This is a genomic window from Marinomonas vaga (assembly GCF_055388305.1).
In genome coordinates, this window is record NZ_AP043903.1 from 2743469 (window position 1) to 2761898 (window position 18430).

Here is an 18430-nt window from a genome sequence, read left to right on the forward strand (position 1 = left end):
TATGGGGATAAATCTGTATTATTGAATCATCGTTATGTCTAACAGCTCTTGTTTAGCCTGAATGTCTTTGCTGGCTATACTGAGGTGGGTCAGCAAACCAGATGCTACTCGAAGCAACTGCATGTTGTGGGAACTGATTGCATCGTTGACGGAGCTCGTAACCCTGATGCCGATTCGAATTAGCAGATAGCCTGCCATTTGTAGTTCGGGCCTTAGCTCGATATATCCTGCAGTCACCACAAAAAAATGATATAAACGGTAAAGAGTTTTTTTGCTCTGAAGTCCAGAATTATCATTATTTATGGTATCAATTTTACTTCTTATCCAAGAATACTCGGAAGTTTGAGTTGCATAGTTTGTTTTTTAGTTCGATAGATCGGGTTTCTAACAAGCCAATTAAGCTAGGCTGCTTAAGTATGGTTTCGTTTCGTCTCGCTAAACAGTATAGTCAAGCATTATCGGCCTCTTACAGGGGCGTCATGATTATACAGATGACTAGTTGGCTAGAGGATTTATGGCACTACAAGAAGTAAAGGAAGCGAAGTATAAGTACCAAAAGGTTAGGTTTTCGCATATATCGATGGAACCTGCGGAGTCCGCTACTTTAACGGCTGATCCTTGGTCATTTATGCATGGTCACCTTCTAGAAAAAATTAGTAATTCTGCAGGCAATAATAGGCAATGCTATAAAAGAGCAAGATATTTTGCTTCTTTGGCTGAGGATTTTTATAAGGCAGCTGAATCAGCAAGTATGCCAGCAAAAGGAACGCTTTTTTACTATGGGATGATGAATCTTGTTAAGGCTCTGCTGTCTGTTCATAAAGTAAAGCTTGAGGATGTTGTAGAGCATCATGGTATAACAAACACACACGGAAAAAAACATTCCCTAACGATATCTGGAAAAATTAATAATTGCACAAATGTATTTTTGGAATTCGCCAAAATACTCGGAACACCAGTATCTGGGAAGCATGAGTTAGCACTTCGCCATGTGTGCACTTTCATACCTGAGCTGAGCAGTATTAGTAGGAACCTTGGTTTCTTTAAGAAGCCAAAATATCTTCCAATAAATATCAGGTTTTGCGTTAATGAGACAGCTACTTATCTTATGACTGAAGTCGATTATGCTAAAGGTCTAGAAAATAGTCTTGATACATCGAAATTCTTAAAAAATAATCGTAAAGACTACTTTTTGGAGGCATATGAAAAAGACGGAAAAGTAATACACCGAAGTCAAAAGAGAAAACGGGTAAGTAATGAAAACTGGTCTACAGTTTACAAAAATGTTCTTAAGGAATACTCAGGTCTAGGTATTGCGTCAATTTTAACACGAAATGGATATAAGTATTACTGCTCTCTCCAAGAAGGAACATATCATCACTTGTGTAATTCTTATCTTTTAATGTTTTATTTGGGGCATTCTGCCAGATATAGACCAAGTGAGATTGAAGAGATAATGCAAGGTGAATTAAGGCCAATAGCAACTGAAGCAGTTGCAATACTGCCTAAGCAATTTATGTATCAGCTAGTTAGCTTGATTACAAGTAAGCTATGCGTAATTCCATTTGCAGAAATTTAAGTCGTAACAACCGCATGTCTTAAGGATGGATTTTTGCTGTGTACCATACCAGTAGAAAATGCGGAGGTTACAGGTAAGTGCATAGGACTATCATAAAAATAAATAGTCCAGCTTTCATAGGTGAAGCTTTGAGTACAAGAAAAAAAGCGGCGAACTCCGGAATAGATGCTTTATTAGGCTTTGAGTTTCAGCGTAATTGTGCGTTGTACTTACTGCTGAATGAATACAATCGTTTTAAAGGAAGAGAGTTCTTTCTATGCATCGAACATCATGATGACTTCCTATTTTGCTATAGGTCAGATTGCCGCAGTAAAATAGAAGAAGTTCATTCTTATCAAGCAAAAAAACTTTCAGGCAGTGTATGGACTATAGACAAGCGGTTTTCCGAAGTGATAGCCAAGATGCTTGATGTTGGAAATGAACTTATAAACGACCCAGCGCCTAAATGCCAAAGCTACACTCATGAATTAACATTCGTATCTAACACCGATATCAAACTGAACTACAAGCCTACCGACCAAGAAAAGAAAGTTGGGAAAAAGGAAATAACCTATCTTCTTAATGAGCAAAACTGTAAGAGTAGTTACGGTGCAATTCCTATTGATATTAAAGATAAAATCAACCAGAAAGTAGATAGTTTCTGTAATAAGGAAAAACTTACTTACCACAAAGCTGAGCTCGATAACCTGCATATGCAATGGGTGGATTTCCCACGCAAAAAGAACGAACAAAAAGATGCCCTAGTCGGACTAATGTGTAGGAAGTTTTCACATGTTTCAGACCCTTTAGCAGCAGTTGAGCTGCTTCTTAGCCTATTTAGAGAGGTCGAAGCCATATACAACCAAGGTAAAGTTATCACCTTACTTGACAGTACCAAGAGGGTTGAAGGCGATGAAATCAAGCAAGCGATTGATATTATTGAGACAGAGCAAAAGACTTTCAAGTTATGGAGAGATTACTCTACAGCGTTATCTCGTAAGTTTCGGGTTCCTGTAGGTGTCCAAAATAATCACGAAAGCTATATTAGGAACACATTTGAACTCTTGAAAGACATGAATAATAACGAACATCAAATAATCAAAAGCTTCGTTAGGGAAAATGACTACTCTATGAACTATTACAGTAATGAGGATATGTTTGAAGCATACGTTGATGATATCAAAGTTAAAAACAGCATGAATCTAAAAGATATCGATATTTTCTTCTCTACGTTATGCGCTTTTGTAGAGTGCCACGGTAAGGCTTTATAATGAATACAACTATTACATTTAACAGATTATTCGTCAGCTCAGAATTGCATCATCTCTGCTTCTTCGAAGAATTTTCGCCCAGTACAAACATTATTAGTGGGCGTAACACATCTGGAAAAAGTACACTAATACAAAGCTTATTATTTTCTTTTGGTGTTAATGATGTTAAGGAAAACTTGGATGAAATTCTCGATTATCAGCCAACCTTCAGAGTAGATTTCACCAAGACAGTTGATGGTATTGACGAGACATACACTATTGTAAGGGAACCCAAATCCATTTATGTCAAAGAGCCGAATGGCAAAGTAGTGCCTTTCCATGGTATCGACGCCGACAATAGTGTCGAACACGTTAAGCTAAAGGACTACATACGAGATTTAGTTGGTTTTACCTTGTACCTTGAGCAAAAAGGTGAACTAAAATCAGCTCCACTCGAAAGCATGTTCTTACCATATTACATCTCTCAGTCTGTAGGCTGGGTATATTTGCGTGAATCATTTTCTAATCTTCAATATTACAAGGGATTTAAAGACGATTACTTAGACTATTTTCTGGGGATAAGTAATAGCTTTGATCGTGTGGAGCATAGAAAGCTGACGCAGAAAAGAGATCGGCTATTAGCTGATATTAATAATCTTAAGCGATACAGCAAAAAAGCTGAGTTCCAGTTCTCTAACTTGGTTGACGAGGCATTTGGTGAACAGGCGGAAGAGTACATTGAAAACTATGTTCAAAAGTCGAACTCATTAGAGGAAGAAAGGAATAAGTACATACAGCTCTGTAATGAACTTTCCTTATTGCAGAACCACCATAAAATCTTGAAAAGAACTAAGAGAAATATCAAGCAGCAAAACTACAATGATTTAGATCGCTGTCCTGCATGTACACAGGTTTTGTCATACTCATTAGAAGGGTTGTACAGCCATTATCAGAAATATAATGATACTGTCGAACTTGAATCACATATTACTGATAAGCTAACTGATAAAAAATCCAAGATACATACATCTAATAAGAAAATAAAAACTATAAGGAACGAGATTTTTGATGATTACGGCGTTCTTTTAGGCAAGAATGTAGATGGTGTTACTTTTGAGAAATGGGTTGCTAATAAGGCAAATATTACGTTATATAAACAAATGCAAGCTGATATTGAAGCCTCAGAAAATGAACTAGACAGCGTTAAAAAGACTCTTAGCTCTATGATTACAGAACAAGAAACGATAGCCGCACGGATTAAGAAAGAAGTTGCATTCAAAAACTTATTTTCATTTTATATGTCACAGTTAGAACTTAAGCCGCTTACTGACCCTCGATATCTGGATTTATATAAAATTCACTCTTTCCCTCGTCAAGGAGTTGAACTCCATAAGACTGTTATGGCTTATCACTTTGCATTGAATGCTATGATTGCGAAGTCGAATACTGCTCATAGATTACCATTCTTGCTAGACGCGATTCTCAAGGAAGATATCGACGAGACCAATCTGGAGACTATTTTGTCATTTGTTGGCAACAACATCCCGTCCGATACTCAGACGTTTATTTCTATATCTGAGCACGTTAAAGATGATTCTGGTACTAAAGATGAAGAAAACGTTAAACCTATAGAAAAGGTAAGAGTCAAAGACGTTAAAGACACTTACTTTTCATCAAACTCAAAGTTGTTTTACATAGGTAGTGGACAGATTGAACGTGGTTTCCTTTCTCAATCATTAGAGAATTATCAAGAACTTTATATAGATACGATTAATATAGCTTCAATCTAGATGTGCCAAGTGTTATTAATTTTAAGATTATAATAAAGTGCAGCGGAACCACAAGCCTTTGGCTTGCTGATGCGCTAACTTTGGCGTTATGCTCTAAGGAGATCGATTCACTTTAGTAATAGTTCAGGCATGGCAATAGGTGATACTTGGAACCTACCTCCATCTTTCATAACTGGGCACTCTATTGTGGTTATTTTGGCACTCGAGAACACCAATGAGCGATTCGAAGAAGGCTATAGAGTGGCTATCCAAGAGCGAAGGTATAGTATTAATGATCTTGGGGGCAGAGACAGGTTATCCTGGATGGAATGGAAACAGGATATGGTCACACGATATTTAACGAGCAGCCTTAACAATCGCAGGCAACCCTACGGCTTCTTCGTTGCGCCTTCGGCTCCACTTCAAAGCTGCGGGCGCTAGCTTCTTAGCATCAAATAATTATTAAGTAGTAAAAAACATAAACTAATGAAATAAGCGATGAGTCAGTAAATATGGATGCTTCAGAAGTCCCAAGCACTAAGAAAAAAGTTAGTTGGAAGAAATTAAACTATTTTTTAAAAGATAATATAAGTATTATATCAGACCTTTTAGCCTCTCTATCAATTATTTTTGCAGCAGGAATTTTTATATATAACTATTTTGATAGCAAAGTATCAGACATAAATGCCGCAACGATAATAAGTGAAAATGAAAAGTTAGCACTTCTGGTAAGCAATACAGGGGGTAATGATGTTGTACTTAAAAGAATTTTTATTTCTGTTCCTTATGTCGACGTAAAAAACCAAGCAAAAATAAAAAATATTGGAGCTCTTTTAGAAAAAGATAAATCTAGAATAATTGAATCTTTAGATTCTAAGCTGTATAGCTCTGTCATTTATAATAAGTATGAACACGGAAATAATATTGCAACTACATCATGTACTATTTCTATAGAATATATTGATCCTGACGGTGATATAAACAAAAAGGATTTTCCAGAAACGTGCATAGCTGCAACAATGATCCAAAATAAATAAGAACGAAACTAAAAAAATAATTGGGATCAAAATAAAAATAATTGGGGTCAGATGAAAATAGAGCATTAACCCCATCCGTATTCCTCAGACGTACATTACGCTATTTTTAAATTTCTCACCCCAATCCCATCCGTACTTCCTTCAATCCTCGATCCAGCTTGACCTATCGAGTCGGCAGGTTTGTGTGCCGAGCCTGCAAACACCAAACCCTGTTGTTACAATCCGTTTCCAAAACTTTACGGTATAGATATACAGTTATTGGGTTTTGCGCATTATGAAGGTCACGTATCTTGGCTCTGCTGAATCAGCCGCTTTTCTTTCGATCAATAAGTTGAACATTCCACTCTATGTTGAGTCGGTGTCGGCGGGGTTTCCGTCCCCAGCCCAGGACTTTGTGGGGCGCACGTTAGACTTGAACGTAACAATGGGGTCAGATGAAAATAGATCACTGACCCCATGCGTATTCCCCAGTCACACAATACGCCACGTTTAGACTTTTTGCCCCAATCCCATCCGTACTTCCTTCCACCTTAGATCCTGCTTGACCTATCGAGTTGACAGGCTTGTGTGTCGAGCCTACAAACCCCAAAACCTGTTGTCACAATCCGTTGTCAAAACTATTCTGTATAAATATACAGTAATTTGATTTTGCGTATTATGAAGGTCACGTATCTTGGCTCTGCTGAATCAGCCGCTTTTCTTTCGATCAATAAGTTAAACATTCCGCTCTATGTGGAGTCGGTGTCGGCGGGGTTTCCGTCTCCGGCTCAGGACTTTGTGGAGCGTACGTTAGACTTGAACGAGCTGTGTATTCAGCACCCGAGTGCGACCTTCTTTGTTCGTGCTCAAGGGGATTCCATGGTGGAAGCGGGGATTATTCAGGAGATATCTTGGTGGTGGATCGTTCGTTAACGGCTCGCCATGGGGACATTGTGATTGCATGTCTGCATGGTGAGATGACGGTCAAAACCCTTGAATTAAAACCCCAAGTCTTGCTCCGTCCGAAAAACAAAGCCTATCGTCCCATTGAGATCACAGAGGAATCCCAGTTAGAGATTTTCGGCGTAGTAACTGGGGTTGTCCGTAAGTTTGAGCGTGGCTGATGAATACTGCCTGAATGCGTTACTCCTGTTTGGTGGATGACAGGTTATACCGTAAAGGGCACCGTATTCTCAGCCTCACAGGGCATCAGGCCTCAATGGTCTATGAAGCGTGAGCATCTGTCCTCAGCGTAGACCTCTGGGTGGGTTGACCTACCGCTTGTTTACTAAATGATCAGTATCTGATGCCTTTAAAATTACGCAAGAATTGTGAATTTTTGTAGTCAGCCATTTTAAAGATTTCTTTTATAATATTTCAAATAAGCTAAAAAATATTAGCTTTAAACTAATATTTTAGGGGGTTTTTATTAGTAATAAAATATATTATGTCAAAATAACACAGTTCTCTATTTTTTATAAGCTATTGATTTATATGTTTTTTATTGGATTTGAATTAATCTGAGATATCTTTTTTAATGAGGTTTTATAATATTTCCCTGAATTTTTCATAATATATAGAAAACTGAATTGCTCTATATTGAATCGATTTTAAATTCGTGTAATTTGATATTTATTGAGTTTTAAATCGGTTCAGGAAAATGAGACAAGTTAATCAAAATAAGCGTTACGCAGAGCATCACGAATCATTCGTTAATTCAGAGATACCCTACATCCCTATGATTCGTACGATGGACTTTACTCGATCCGCAGGTAACCGATCCAAAGTCCCTCATTTCAGAGACTCTGATCGCTTGATTCACTTTATGTCTGTTAATGAACGATGGGCTTTTCTTAATATTCTTCACAACTGCGATGTGATTGACGTCTATGAACAGTGGGCCATCGACCTCGAAAGCTCAATGTTGATTTGCCAAAAGCTGGACATCGAACACCCCAAAATTCCTCGAGGTTCCAGTTGGGCATATCAAAGCTTTGATCTTCTGGTGGAGCTAGATGCCTCTAACGATGACACTTGCGTTGAAGACGTCAAATGGCTTGCGGTGGCTGTGAAATCAAGTTATCACGCCTCGAATAAACGTGTAATCGAAAAACTCTTAATTCAAGAAGCTTTCGCTCGCATGAAAGGGTATGAGTTCTGTCTGATTACAGATGATGAGATTAGGAATGTTTACAGTGAAACCTTAGACACTTTGTATTTTCACTACAAACTACGTCCCTCGACAGAGATTTACTACGACACTTGGTTGAATACTTTTCGCGGTGAGCTTTTGTTCAATGCTGATATGCGTTTAGGAAAACTCATCAAGGCTGTGGCATCCAGTGTTGGTATCGAAGATGAATTGTCCGCGCATTTCTTTTGCCACGCTTTATGGTGCAAAGATTTTAAGATGGACTGGAGCCAACGCCTTCGATATGAGCGAAGTGCTGAGTCTCTAGGAGTGATGCCTCTATGAGTGATGCCTCTATGAGTGATGCCTCTATGAGTGATGCCTCTATGAGTAATAGCATGATGGTTACTCAAAGCGCTGGCGCACTCCCTATGGAGGTATGCGCTCCGATCAACAAATTTGAAGTCATTAAACTGACAGAAGATGACTATGGTGATGTTGAGCCAGTAGTCATCGGTGGTACTGAAATACTTGCTGATTCCCTTATCGTTCATATTGATCTTGTGCGAGGGGCGGCTTTTTTGATGAATATTCGTACTAAGCCTAAGAAACCCAAAGAAGTCGCGATCACTGATTTAGTTGAAGCAATTCAAAGGAAAGAGGTCATTAAGGTAAGTAGCTTTAAGAGAAGCCGAACGGTCCACTTAGATGATTTGAGTGAGAAGGAGTTGCAGTTAGCCAGTAAGCGATTCGCCGTCATTAAGACGATTGGTGACTTGGATGAGTTCTTTGCTAATAACTATGGGAAAGGCACTATTGTCGGTGTTGCTAAAAAACATGGTTACTCGAAACAGCAAGTATACAAAATAATATGGACCTATCTTTTTAACGAGTGTTGTTATGCTTCCCTAGGGAAAGGACTTGGCGAATCAGTTACCCGTGTCCGTAAGAAAGAGCGCAACGTTACTAAGCCATTAGGAAGGAAGAGTGATATAGAAAAGCTGCTAGGTGAACCTACTCGTAAAATGCTCACGCCAGAAGATTTTGAAAATTTCAGATGGGCGGTTAAGCAGTTGACGTCAAATACTAAGTTACGCCTAAGATCATTCTTTGCAACTTACGAGCATATGATAAATAAGAGGTACAGCTATTTAACAGGTGTATATGATAATTCGCTAGTGGCTGATACTGGGAGTAATTCAGATAATGAGTCATTTGAAGAGCATCTTAAGCCAAGCTATGGTCAGTTTTATTATTGGTTAACAAAGGAATATGGTCCCAAAAAGACTGCTTTAAGAAATGCTCAGATGACTAATGCCGAATGCAACAATAACTTCAATGGTCATCATGGTCATGCGTTCACAAATCTTATCAATGTCGGTCAGCGTTTAGAGTTTGATGAAACGCCGTTTGACGAAGAATTGGTATCCAGTTTTGATGTTACTAAACGTGTAGGAAAGATCACACTTTATGTGTTGCGATGTGCTGTTACTCGCTACATCTTTTCTTTTCATGTCACTTTTGGCGCACCTTCTGTTGAGCAAGCAGCAACGGCACTATATCAGTGTTTTCGAAGTAAAGCGGATTGGTTGGAAAGCCTAGGGTTACCAGAATATATTGATGAATGGAAACACACAGGGTTACCTGAAGCGCTAGCTGTTGATAATGCTGAATTCAATAATACAAAGTCTGAATACATCGCCAAAACTTTAGGGATACGATTAGACTTTTCTAAATCCGGTCAAGGTAAAGACAAACCGTTCGTTGAAAGCGCATTTAAAACTCTCGTTGGAAACTTACCGAATTTATCTCGTGGGCATAAGAGTGAAAGCCCTTCTGAACAGCGCTCAAATACTGCTAGAAGGTATGCCTCTTTGATTCGACAAGAGTTAGTGAAAATCTTGATGGAAACAATCATCCATCATAACAACTTTCATATTAATAAACACATTCAATTGCCACGCGAAGCTATTGATGATGGTGTGTCTCGTATACCAAAAGACTTGTTTCGTTGGAGTGTGGAGAACTCGAAATCCTGTTTGCGTACAAACTACACGGATGAAGACCTTCGAAAATCATTATTACCTCGTGGTGACGTGACTGTTCACAAAAAAGGCATAAGACTGCTTGGGATGGAGCATGAGGTATGGTTTTCCTCCAATGAAATTCGATTATCAGAATATCAACATCGACCGGCTAAAGGTCGAAGTAAGTCATCTAAATTTCAGTGTTCTTATGACCCAGATGATCTCAGTAAGATCTGGATATACGTTGAAAATAAAGTATTCGAGGCAGTGCTAGATAAAAAATACGAACGCTACATAGGTCTTAATAGAGCGGAGCGTGCAGCACTCAACTTGAAGCAACTTGAGAATGAGCATGAAGCCCGCCAAGCGCACGCAAATTCTAAAGCAAGGCTGTTTCATAGTACTCAAAATACGGTTTTAAAAGCTGAAAAACGACGCAAAGCAAATCAAGGTAATAGTACTACGAACAAATCAGAGGTTACTGAGAATCGAAAGTTCGACCACAGTCACGATGTGTCGCCTATGCATGCAACAGACTCAGACGTTCCCTTATCCAACCAGGATAGTGGACACAATAAAAATAATAACACCACCACTAAGCATACATCTTGGAAAGATGAGGAGTAATACGCGCGATGAAATACCGAAAGGATCACCCCCACAGTCAATATCCGGCTTATTTGTCTGAAGGCTTGCCTAGCAAGCTAAGCCCACGTGAATTCTGTGAGAAGACAGAACGCAGCATCGAATATCCTGATGCAGCACAGTTTGATGACAAAAGCGAACTGCTTAAAGAAGTCATTAGTGAGATAGATTGGTTTCGCTTTATACGACAAGAGCATTACGAGCTGTTCAACAGCGTACTAACGATGCTTCAGAGGACCTATCAATGGCGGTACCCAACGGACCCTTCGTATGTCAGTTGGATGTATCAAGTTGCGATGGATCCAAAGTCTGCTGCACCACAATCCAATGCAGTCTCCGACACTAAGGTAATTGTTGGCCCAACAGGATTTGGCAAATCGACAATGGTCACTCACATACTTACCAGTACGTTTGAGCAAGTTGTTTGTCACGACAAGCCTGATTTTAAAGATCTGCAAATCGTGTACCTCATGGTTCGTATCCCTCATGATGCAAACCGAGCCGAACTCATAGCGCGGCTGTTATTTCAAATGGATACGCTCATCGCACAACATGGCGGGCCACAAATGAATTACGCCGCTCGCGTCAAAACGAAAAATGGAAAGCGTATCCCGATTGCTGAAATGATAAACATACTGAAAACAGCACTCGTTAGACATCATGTCGGGCTAATTTTATTTGACGATGTTCAGCATATCGAAGTTCTAAAAGGCGATGAACTGACTCTCATGAAGCAGCTTTTTGATGAGATCAGTAATGATCTAAAGATCCCGCATATCAAAGTTGGTACACCGAACATGCTGCCTCTATTTCAAGAATATGGCAGTAATCTTCGTCGTCTTGGACGCATTTTTGAATTTACACGCATCGAGTCGCCAGAAGAGATTAATGAGCTGAATAGCGCTTTGTTTAACGAGCTTGAAAAAGCGGTGGCTGTTGAGTCCTTGGAAGAAGTCAAGGAAGAGCTTTGGTTTCAAAGCGCTGGTATCCCTGCAACGTTATTTGATTTACTTCGTGCGAGCATCGATGTCGCTATTTCAACGCGGAAGCTGTTAAGCGCTAAGCTTGTCGGTGAAACGATGAGGAAAGAGTATCCTCATATGCTGCGATTCGTACATAACATTCGTGAAAAGAATGCTAGCCGTCCCATTGATAGCATGACGGTTAATGAAATGTATCAACATAACCGTATGAATAAGTTCAAACGTGTTCGAAAGGTGCTCAATACACATGGCGTGAAAGGGCCTGCAGCGAAAGACGCCGTTGCACATGTAGAGAATTTGATTGCGAGTCAGAGTGTTTCACACGAAGAAAAAGAGTTACTAAAAGATTTCGCCAGTGAACTGAAAGCTAAGCAACTTATTGAAAATGGATCTCAGACGATTGAGGGCTCCATTGTGTTGGATGCGTCCCAAAACCTTGATGGAACGGGAGCACCCAATGAACCTTGAACGATTGCAAGCTGATGAGCATGTATTCAGTGGGATTATGCGTTCTCGATTGTTGAGTGCTGGTATGCACATGAGTGACTTTCGGTGGCTCAAAGAAATGGGGCTGCCTTGCGAGCGATTGCAAACGCACAAAATCTTGAACAAAGCTTTGATCGAGTCCATGAAGCGATACGATGATCAAGTCAGTATTGAGTTTGGCTTGAAGCATTCCCCCTTAGCTCCGTGGCTTTTGTCTATAAGTCGTGAGAAATACCTTTCGTATCTGACAAATGAAAGCCAGCCCTACAAGATGCCTGCAGTCTGTTCCTCTCTCCAGAAAGTTTGGCGGCTCTGTCCTGAGTGTATTGAAGAAGACTGCTCAGAACATGGTTTTTCTTATTGGCATACCTCCCATCAACACATTGGTGTACAGGTATGTGCAAAGCACCACTGTCTGCTGCATACGCACGATGAGTTATTTAAGGCTGACTTTCGGCTGCCACAGCAGTGGAAAGACACCAGCACACCGATTCAAATCGAGTATGAGTGGCAGTACCTATGGCAGCCATTTATGCTGCAACTGTCTGCAGCACTTGAAGAAGATGTGACCTTACCTGAGCGACTGCGGAGAGAAGTCTTTGATTACTTTGGTGTCAGCGGGAATCTGCTGTACCGCGAGCGAGGCTCTTTCGATGAAGCGCTTAAAGTGATGGAAGCCGAACTGGGAGAGAGCTTTTTCAAACACATGATTGCCTGCTTTGAGCTTGAATGTAAGCAAAAAACGAATCCAATCTGGGTGGTCTTATACGATTACGATGTGATGCAAAGTAGGGCTCGCCATCCTATCTATATGCTGATGGTGCTGTTTTGGTTACGGGATAAACTTCCTAGCTTGGGATGGATCGATTATGAGTGGCGAATTCGATTATCTTGAGCGTTTACCGATTGAACCCAGCGAGACCATTTTTAGTTGGGTCAGTCGTTATCATTACCGATACGGCAACGGTAGTTTTAAGATGACGACAGAAAGCTTGTTGGGGAGTCGCCGCACCCGAATTCATCCTTATCTACCTTCCAATATCTCGTATATCAACACACACTTTGACGTTGAAACGCTGGTCCGAGATCACACCTTGTATTCTCTGTTTGCCTATTTTGGAAGCGAGCAAGACTCGAAGTTACTCAATAGCATGTGTTATGGCCCCACTGGCGTGGTCGAGAGCCACCGGGCGAAGGCGTCAATGGGGATTCAAGCAGGGCATTACTTCTGTTCTCACTGTGTTGAAGAATATCGTACCCGCACTGGTTTGGGTCCTTATGTAATCCACGATCAATTTCCAGGGATTGATTGTTGCCCAATGCACGGGATTCAACTGCAAATCATAGACAGCTCCGATGAAGGCATAGACCGTAAGTTGATGCTTCCTACCTATAAGCGCACCTCTGAGGAAAAGAGCGCATACAAAAACCGACTCTTAGCATTTAAAGCCCGTGAATTGGTCAATGTGGCGCTTGTTGCAGGAGAACGGTCGCATCAACAACACCAAAGATACTACCTTTCGGTACTAAAACAGTTGGGATACGTATTCGATAGCGGCCAACTTAAAATGGAAAGCCTGAAAACAGACCTAACTCGTTTTTATCAGGACTATCAGCCACCATTGGGAATGGAAGCTGTAACAGAGTTTTATTTCTTAGGGCCGATGCTTCGTAACAAAACCAGCTTCAATCAAAATCCCTTTCATCACTTGTTGCTGAGTACTTGGATCGATTACACGGTGTCGATAGATGACTCGCGGTTTAAGCTAATAGCCGATGAGGTAGCTCCAAAACGAAACATCGATGATGAGGTGCTCGTTTTGTTAAAAACGGGGAAATCCATTCGGGACATTACGTTGAAGTTGGGCTGTGCTCACAGTGTTGTCAGACGGGTGGCGGCCTTGAACGGTATTAAGCTTAACGAGGCACCACGTTGGCGACATCATCTTATTATTATGGCTTCACTTGGGAGGGATCGATCATACATCGCTCAAAAGTTAGGCCTTCCGATTCATGTGGTGGAATCTGAGATCAGTAAGGTAAAAGGGCTAGCAAAGTGGCGCTTAGAGCTTGAGAAAATGCGACGTTGGCAACGCTCTGTATTCATGATCAAACATGCTGTTACCACTCATACGGATTGGTCGCGTCAGAACGTTAAAACAGCGTACAACAAAGAATTCTTTTATCTCTACAAATATGATCGAGAACGGTTAGAAGAGCTGTTGCCGCCTAAAATGCCTGCTAGAAGGCGTAGCTACAAATGAGTGGGTGGGTTATTTCGCGTAGCGAGCCGTAGCTAAGTCGTACTTCTGGCTGAAAGCGAGCACTTTTGATTCGGCACGTGGCACGTCTTGGCTGTAACGACAGCAAAAGGTGATTAAACCAATTTCAGGTTTTAAGACCGCTCGTAAGTCATTTAAACCGTTATCGACATTGTATTGAGTAGAATCGATGGGTACCGCTTCACGACCGTTAAATTGCTCAACAGCAAACAGTGAGAGGGTTTGTTCCACATCCAAGCCCGGTTCTATTTTCAAAGCCAGTTCACAGTATGTCGTCATGTCGCTACCCAAGTACGTTTGTGTCATGTCATTAAAGACCAATAATGACGGCTTGTACATATTACCGAGAGGCCTTGGTATTACCTCTCTGTGAATCGACCAGTCTTATCTAGACACTTAGTTGTATATCAATACAGTGTCTAGATAAGACTGGTCGATTCAGTGTAAACTCCTAGTAAAGGAGCTAGTTACCGCTCAGGCTAGATGTGGTGTACTGGATTTGATAGTAAGGATGCAAAATGGGTTCACAGTACGACACCCTACTTCGTACGTTGGCAATATTGAAAATCATTCCAAAAAAGCCAAGGTACAAAACCACTTCGAGAATTCATGCAGCGCTTGAAAAAGGGATTCAAGGTCTCTTTAAGAACGTACAGCGTGACATGAATGCCATGACAGCCATATGTATTGATGAAGATGGCGAAAACCGCTGGTGTCTGCCATCTACTTACAGTGATCAAATAATTGGTTTAGGTTCGTCTAAGGCACTTGTCTTCGTTTTAGAACAAGAATACTTGTCAGGCTTTCTGTCAAAAATTTCCATAGCCCAAGACTCACAAAAGTCTGAAGCGCCCCGACTTTATTTAAATGGCTTTTTTGGTAACAGCCAAAGCTTCATTTGTGAATTAAACACTATCAACTGATATTTTAACATACGGTATTTTTAATACATGGATATTACAAATTTAACAATTGAACAGGCATCAACTTTAGCTTCTCAAATAACTTGGTTTGTTGGAGGGGCAATAATTTTATTTTTTATTCTTGCTGCAATTAACTCAAAATTAGGTAGAGCAAATGAGTTTGTTTCTTATGCTCCCAATCTACTAACATCTCTCGGTATCTTTGGTACTTTTGCAGGCATTGTTGTCGGCCTCATGGCATTCGATGCTAGTGACATTGATGGCAGTGTCACTGGATTATTAAACGGTCTTAAAACTGCCTTTATCACAAGTATTGTCGGTATCGCTGCCTCAATTCTGTATAAGTTGCTTCATTCTACTAGCTTAATTCGGCCTTCTAAGCATGCTTCTGTTGTTAATTCAGCGACACCTGAAGATATCTTATCGGCTATTCGAGAGCAGAAATCGTCTATCGATTCTCTTATTAAATCTATCGGCGGCGAAGGGGATGCATCAGTTGTTAGTCAAATGAAGCTTTTGCGTTCCGACCTGAGTGATAATCAGAAGCAGTCGCTTAACTTTCAAAAAGAGTCATCTGAAAGTTTAACAAAAATCAGCGAACAGCTATCAACACAGCAAGAAGCCTTTTCTGAGTTCAAAGATAAGCTTTGGATCAAGATGCAAGATTTTGCTGATATGTTGTCGAAGTCAGCTACAGAGACCGTTATTGAAGCACTTAAGCAAGTGATTACAGACTTTAATAACAACTTAACTGAGCAGTTTGGTGAGAACTTCAAGCAACTGAATGAAGCCGTAAAAGAGCTAGTTCAGTGGCAGGAAAATTACAAACAACAAATCTCAGAAATGACTGAGCAGTACAAGCTAGGCGTTGCATCTATTTCTGCAACAGAACAGTCCGTTTCTAAGATCAGCACCGAATCTAAAGTGATTCCGGAAAGTATGGAAAATCTAAAAGAAGTCATGGTAGTAAATCAGCATCAATTGGCTGAGCTAGAACGACACCTAGACGCATTTAAAGATATTCGCGATCGAGCTGTAGAAGCGGTACCTGAAATAAGAAAACAAATTGATGAGACGGTAAATACGATCGCTGAATCAGTAGAGAAGGCAAGTTCGCATTACAATCAACTGCTTACAGAGTCAGATAAATATATCCAGTCTCATATTTCTTCATCGAATGAGCTATTAGAGAAGTTTGTTTCGAATACTAATGAAGGCGTTTCAATCATTGGTGAAAAGCTTGCTGACAGTGCTTCTAAAGTAGAAAAAGTCATCACAGAAGGGGCTAATGACTTTACAGAAAAAGTTCATCATACAAACAGTAGCCTTCAAACTACGGCGGATCATATTACTAGCCAAACCGAAATGATTAAAGATCACCTTAAAGACACAGTGGAAGATCTCAATAACCATGTTCGTAATATGATTAACGAATTGGTAGAGGATTCTAAAGTGTTATCTGCAACATTAGTTGATGCTAACAAAGCCTTGATGACAGATACATCCTCCGTCCGTGATTCGGTTACCCAAAGTATCGAAACCTTACAGAAGCGCTTGGAAGCTTCTCTTGAAGATGTATTAGCTTCGCAAACGCAGCACATGAACAAAGTGTTCTCAAATATTGATGCGAGCTTGAGAGATCAAGTTGGTAAGACTGGTGAAGCTGTTGAAAAGCAATTGGACATGATCGATCAGTCAATGCAGCAAGAGCTGAACAAAGTCATGAACGTGATGGGGACTAAGCTAGGCCAAATCGCAAGTCAGTTTGTAAAAGACTATTCTCGCCTGACTGAGCAGATGAGTAAGGTTGTTAGCAAGGCTGGGTAATAGAATATGTCTGATTTTAAAAATATATTTGGATCGCCTTCTATCAAAGATGACGGTGAGCACTGGCTAACGGTCTCTGATCTAATGTCAGGTCTAATGATCGTGTTTTTGTTTATAGCGATAGCTTTCATGAGACACGTATCAATTGAGAGAGACAAGATCAAAGATGTTGCTGTTGCATATCAGGAGAACCAAGTAGCTATATATGACGCGTTGATGAACGAGTTTGAGTCGGATTTATCTGCTTGGAAAGCATCTATTGACCAAGAAACATGAATCGCCACTAGTTCAGTAGACACTTCTCAGTCATCTTTTCGAACAGTTTCTCATACTCAACAGGTGACAACATATCATTAGCACTATGGCGTCTGACAGGGTTATAAAACATTTCTATATAATTAAAAATGTCTTGTTTTGCTTCGCCCCTTGTCGAGTAAATCTTTCGCTTCACTCGTTCTCTCTTTAACAGCTGAAAAAAGCTTTCAGCAACAGCATTATCATGACAGTTCCCACGTCGACTCATGCTGGCTTGTAAGTTGTGATCTTCCAAAAATCTATGCCACTCATAGCTCGTAAACTGACTGCCTTGATCTGAGTGGATTATTACCCTTTGCTTTGACTTTCTTCTCCACACAGCCATCATCAGTGCATCAAGAACAAGTTCCTTCACCATTCTTGGCCCCATGCTCCAACCTATTATTCGACGGGAATAGAGATCAAGCACGACAGATAAATACAGCCAGCCTTCATGAGTTCGGATATAGGTGATATCTGTAACCCACGCTGTATTCGGGCTTTCTGGATTAAACTGTCTTTCAAGCACATTGCTGGCTATCGTATGTGTTTCTCCTGACCGAGCTCTAGGCTTACGGTAACCCACCTGAGCCTTGAGTCCCGCTCTTCGCATCAGATAATGCACTCGATTAATACCACAAGATTCATTCAAGGATCTCAGGTCTTGATAGATCTTTCGATAGCCGTAAACACAACCCGATTCCAACCAGAGTTGTTTGACAAGACCTGTTAGGCGTTCATTTTCCTTAGCAAGTTTTGATTTTGGCTCTTTCAACCAAACGTAATAGCCACTAGGGTGAACATCGAAGAGATTGCATAGTTGCCTTACTGAAAAGTCGGCACTGTGATCCCTGATAAAGGCGTATCTTAGTCTGGGTGGCTTGCGAAGTACGCCGCGGCTTTTTTTAACAGGTCGCGCTCTTCCGTCACTCGCTTGAGCTCTTTCCGAAGACGAAGTATCTCGCTCGACTCAGCAGAAGCCTCTGCAAACGATTCTGCCTCAGGGCCATATCGTTTAATCCAAGCGTATAAACTGTGAGTGGTGGTACCTAAGCGATTAGCGACTTCAGCAACACTAAAGCCTGCTTCAGTCACTTGCTTAACCGCTTCAATTTTGAATTGTTCTGGGTAACGTGTTTTGCTCATAAATACCTCTCAATTAGATCATTTTATCTAACTAAAAGGTGTCTAGCTAACTAGTGGCGATTCAACATTATCTTTTCAATTTAACTCACCTGA

General features: G+C 40.5%; 17 protein-coding genes. 15 read left to right on the forward strand and 2 right to left on the reverse strand.

Going from position 1 to position 18430, the window contains the following annotated elements:
- The first annotated feature begins 514 nt into the window (after positions 1-514).
- The 12 genes from ACZ5DR_RS12870 (at position 515) to ACZ5DR_RS12925 (ending at position 14129) form a co-directional block, all read left to right on the forward strand.
- Entirely contained in the window at positions 515-1579 is a 1065-nt protein-coding gene (locus ACZ5DR_RS12870; RefSeq protein WP_377369958.1) for a YaaC family protein, read from the forward strand.
- A 128-nt stretch (positions 1580-1707) separates the two neighbouring features.
- Positions 1708-2829: a hypothetical protein gene (locus ACZ5DR_RS12875; RefSeq protein WP_377369960.1), complete on the forward strand. Its 1122-nt coding sequence runs from the start codon at positions 1708-1710 to the stop codon at positions 2827-2829.
- Positions 2829-4598, forward strand: coding sequence for a hypothetical protein (locus ACZ5DR_RS12880; protein ID WP_377369962.1), 1770 nt, complete (start codon positions 2829-2831; stop codon positions 4596-4598). The genes ACZ5DR_RS12875 and ACZ5DR_RS12880 overlap by 1 nt, the downstream gene beginning before the upstream one ends.
- A 491-nt stretch (positions 4599-5089) precedes the next feature.
- Positions 5090-5614 carry a hypothetical protein gene (locus tag ACZ5DR_RS12885; RefSeq protein ID WP_377369964.1) on the forward strand — a complete coding sequence of 175 codons (525 nt, stop codon included), beginning with the start codon at positions 5090-5092 and terminating at the stop codon, positions 5612-5614.
- A 657-nt stretch (positions 5615-6271) separates the two neighbouring features.
- On the forward strand, positions 6272-6526 hold the full coding sequence (locus ACZ5DR_RS12890; protein ID WP_452600537.1) for a S24 family peptidase: 255 nt from the start codon (positions 6272-6274) through the stop codon (positions 6524-6526).
- Positions 6511-6717, forward strand: a complete 207-nt coding sequence (locus tag ACZ5DR_RS12895) for a S24 family peptidase (RefSeq protein WP_452600539.1) — start codon at positions 6511-6513, stop codon at positions 6715-6717. The genes ACZ5DR_RS12890 and ACZ5DR_RS12895 overlap by 16 nt, the downstream gene beginning before the upstream one ends.
- A 36-nt stretch (positions 6718-6753) precedes the next feature.
- Positions 6754-6849 carry a DUF4113 domain-containing protein gene (locus tag ACZ5DR_RS12900; protein ID WP_377369966.1) on the forward strand — a complete coding sequence of 32 codons (96 nt, stop codon included), beginning with the start codon at positions 6754-6756 and terminating at the stop codon, positions 6847-6849.
- A gap of 404 nt (positions 6850-7253) precedes the next feature.
- Positions 7254-8069, forward strand: a complete 816-nt coding sequence (locus tag ACZ5DR_RS12905) for a TnsA endonuclease N-terminal domain-containing protein (RefSeq protein WP_377369968.1) — start codon at positions 7254-7256, stop codon at positions 8067-8069.
- Positions 8066-10378, forward strand: a complete 2313-nt coding sequence (locus tag ACZ5DR_RS12910) for a Mu transposase C-terminal domain-containing protein (protein WP_377369970.1) — start codon at positions 8066-8068, stop codon at positions 10376-10378. The genes ACZ5DR_RS12905 and ACZ5DR_RS12910 overlap by 4 nt, the downstream gene beginning before the upstream one ends.
- 8 nt (positions 10379-10386) lie before the next feature.
- Positions 10387-11847, forward strand: coding sequence for an AAA family ATPase (locus ACZ5DR_RS12915; RefSeq protein ID WP_377369972.1), 1461 nt, complete (start codon positions 10387-10389; stop codon positions 11845-11847).
- Positions 11837-12760, forward strand: a complete 924-nt coding sequence (locus tag ACZ5DR_RS12920; protein WP_377369974.1) for a TniQ family protein — start codon at positions 11837-11839, stop codon at positions 12758-12760. The genes ACZ5DR_RS12915 and ACZ5DR_RS12920 overlap by 11 nt, the downstream gene beginning before the upstream one ends.
- The gene (locus tag ACZ5DR_RS12925; RefSeq protein ID WP_377369976.1) at positions 12735-14129 is read left to right on the forward strand and encodes a TniQ family protein; all 1395 of its coding nucleotides are present in this window, start codon (positions 12735-12737) and stop codon (positions 14127-14129) included. The genes ACZ5DR_RS12920 and ACZ5DR_RS12925 overlap by 26 nt, the downstream gene beginning before the upstream one ends.
- A gap of 9 nt (positions 14130-14138) precedes the next feature.
- Here ACZ5DR_RS12925 and ACZ5DR_RS12930 read toward each other — a convergent pair whose 3' ends face one another.
- On the reverse strand, positions 14139-14486 hold the full coding sequence (locus ACZ5DR_RS12930; protein ID WP_377369978.1) for a hypothetical protein: 348 nt from the start codon (positions 14484-14486) through the stop codon (positions 14139-14141).
- 179 nt (positions 14487-14665) lie between these two features.
- Between ACZ5DR_RS12930 and ACZ5DR_RS12935 the strand changes: the two genes are divergently transcribed.
- The 3 genes from ACZ5DR_RS12935 to ACZ5DR_RS12945 are packed head-to-tail and all read left to right on the forward strand — an operon-like array spanning position 14666 to position 17173.
- Positions 14666-15070 carry a hypothetical protein gene (locus ACZ5DR_RS12935; RefSeq protein WP_377369980.1) on the forward strand — a complete coding sequence of 135 codons (405 nt, stop codon included), beginning with the start codon at positions 14666-14668 and terminating at the stop codon, positions 15068-15070.
- A 27-nt stretch (positions 15071-15097) separates the two neighbouring features.
- Entirely contained in the window at positions 15098-16897 is a 1800-nt protein-coding gene (locus tag ACZ5DR_RS12940; protein WP_377369982.1) for a MotA/TolQ/ExbB proton channel family protein, read from the forward strand.
- Between the two features lie 6 nt (positions 16898-16903).
- On the forward strand, positions 16904-17173 hold the full coding sequence (locus ACZ5DR_RS12945) for a hypothetical protein (RefSeq protein ID WP_377369984.1): 270 nt from the start codon (positions 16904-16906) through the stop codon (positions 17171-17173).
- 7 nt (positions 17174-17180) lie between these two features.
- Here the strand turns inward: ACZ5DR_RS12945 and ACZ5DR_RS12950 are convergent.
- Positions 17181-18337 (reverse strand): IS3 family transposase gene (locus ACZ5DR_RS12950; RefSeq protein WP_464543525.1). Its coding sequence is split into 2 segments (ribosomal slippage): positions 17181-18089 and positions 18092-18337, totalling 1155 coding nucleotides; the frame shifts between segments, so codons are not numbered across the junction.
- Positions 18338-18430: the final 93 nt, after the last annotated feature.

Bases quoted from the DNA above. Each gene is read 5' to 3' on its own strand.
- ACZ5DR_RS12870 (WP_377369958.1), top strand. From the start codon at position 515: ATGGCACTACAAGAAGTAAAGGAAGCGAAGTATAAGTACCAAAAGGTT.
- ACZ5DR_RS12880 (WP_377369962.1), top strand. From the start codon at position 2,829: ATGAATACAACTATTACATTTAACAGATTATTCGTCAGCTCAGAATTG.
- ACZ5DR_RS12885 (WP_377369964.1), top strand. From the start codon at position 5,090: ATGGATGCTTCAGAAGTCCCAAGCACTAAGAAAAAAGTTAGTTGGAAG.
- ACZ5DR_RS12890 (WP_452600537.1), top strand. From the start codon at position 6,272: ATGAAGGTCACGTATCTTGGCTCTGCTGAATCAGCCGCTTTTCTTTCG.
- ACZ5DR_RS12900 (WP_377369966.1), top strand. From the start codon at position 6,754: ATGACAGGTTATACCGTAAAGGGCACCGTATTCTCAGCCTCACAGGGC.
- ACZ5DR_RS12905 (WP_377369968.1), top strand. From the start codon at position 7,254: ATGAGACAAGTTAATCAAAATAAGCGTTACGCAGAGCATCACGAATCA.
- ACZ5DR_RS12910 (WP_377369970.1), top strand. From the start codon at position 8,066: ATGAGTGATGCCTCTATGAGTGATGCCTCTATGAGTGATGCCTCTATG.
- ACZ5DR_RS12915 (WP_377369972.1), top strand. From the start codon at position 10,387: ATGAAATACCGAAAGGATCACCCCCACAGTCAATATCCGGCTTATTTG.
- ACZ5DR_RS12920 (WP_377369974.1), top strand. From the start codon at position 11,837: ATGAACCTTGAACGATTGCAAGCTGATGAGCATGTATTCAGTGGGATT.
- ACZ5DR_RS12925 (WP_377369976.1), top strand. From the start codon at position 12,735: ATGAGTGGCGAATTCGATTATCTTGAGCGTTTACCGATTGAACCCAGC.
- ACZ5DR_RS12930 (WP_377369978.1), bottom strand. From the start codon at position 14,486: ATGTACAAGCCGTCATTATTGGTCTTTAATGACATGACACAAACGTAC.
- ACZ5DR_RS12935 (WP_377369980.1), top strand. From the start codon at position 14,666: ATGGGTTCACAGTACGACACCCTACTTCGTACGTTGGCAATATTGAAA.
- ACZ5DR_RS12940 (WP_377369982.1), top strand. From the start codon at position 15,098: ATGGATATTACAAATTTAACAATTGAACAGGCATCAACTTTAGCTTCT.
- ACZ5DR_RS12945 (WP_377369984.1), top strand. From the start codon at position 16,904: ATGTCTGATTTTAAAAATATATTTGGATCGCCTTCTATCAAAGATGAC.